Here is an 832-nt window from a genome sequence, read left to right as displayed (position 1 = left end):
GCGGCCCCGGCCGCCGCGCCGCGCGAGCGCGTCGAGGTCAGCACCGACGTGCTGCGCCTGGCCTTCGACAGCGAAGGCGGGTCGCTGGTGCACGGCGAATTGCTGCAGCACCCGGAGATGCGCGACAAGAGCCAGCCCTTCGTGCTGCTCGACGAGAGCGCGCGGCGTGTGTACGTGGCGCAGACCGGCCTGATCGGCGGCAGCTTCCCGACGCACAAGACACCCATGGCCGTGGCCCCGGGCCCGCGCACGCTGCAGGACGGCCAGGACACGCTGGAGGTGCGCTTCGAGTCGCCCGACCTCGGGGGCGTGAAGCTGGTCAAGACCTGGACGCTCAGGCGCGGCGCCTACGACATCGGCGTGCGCCACGAAGTGGTCAACACCGGCACCGCCCCGGTCGCGCCGCAGCTGTACCTGCAGCTGGTGCGCGACGGCAACAAGCCCGAGGGCGAGGCCACGACCTTCTATTCCACCTTCACCGGGCCGGCCGTCTACACGGAAGCCAAGAAGTACCAGAAGGTGGACTTCAAGGACATCGAGAACGGCAAGGCCGACATCGAGAAGACCTCGGCCGATGGCTACGTCGCCATGGTGCAGCACTATTTCGCCACCGCCTGGCTGCTGGCAGAAGGGGTGCAGCGCGAACTGTTCGTGCGCAAGGTGGACACCAACCTGTATGCCGTGGGCATGATCACCCCCCTGGGCGAGATCGCGCCGGGCCAGGCCAAGGGAGTCGACGCGCGCCTGTTCGCCGGCCCGCAGGTCGAGACCCTGCTGGAGCAGCTCGCGCCCGGGCTGGAGCTGGTCAAGGACTACGGCTGGCTCACCATCC

1 protein-coding gene is annotated in these 832 nt (G+C 69.2%); it reads left to right on the top strand.

All coding sequences use genetic code 11. From position 1 onward, the window contains the following. The coding region (gene yidC / locus A612_RS13900) for a membrane protein insertase YidC (RefSeq protein ID WP_019375066.1) at positions 1-832 on the top strand (832 nt) is incomplete at both ends.

Source organism: Melaminivora alkalimesophila (assembly GCF_000282995.1).
Lineage (GTDB): Bacteria > Pseudomonadota > Gammaproteobacteria > Burkholderiales > Burkholderiaceae_C > Melaminivora > Melaminivora alkalimesophila.
Note: the sequence above shows the minus strand (reverse complement) of the source record. Positions and strands in the feature narration are given on the sequence as shown.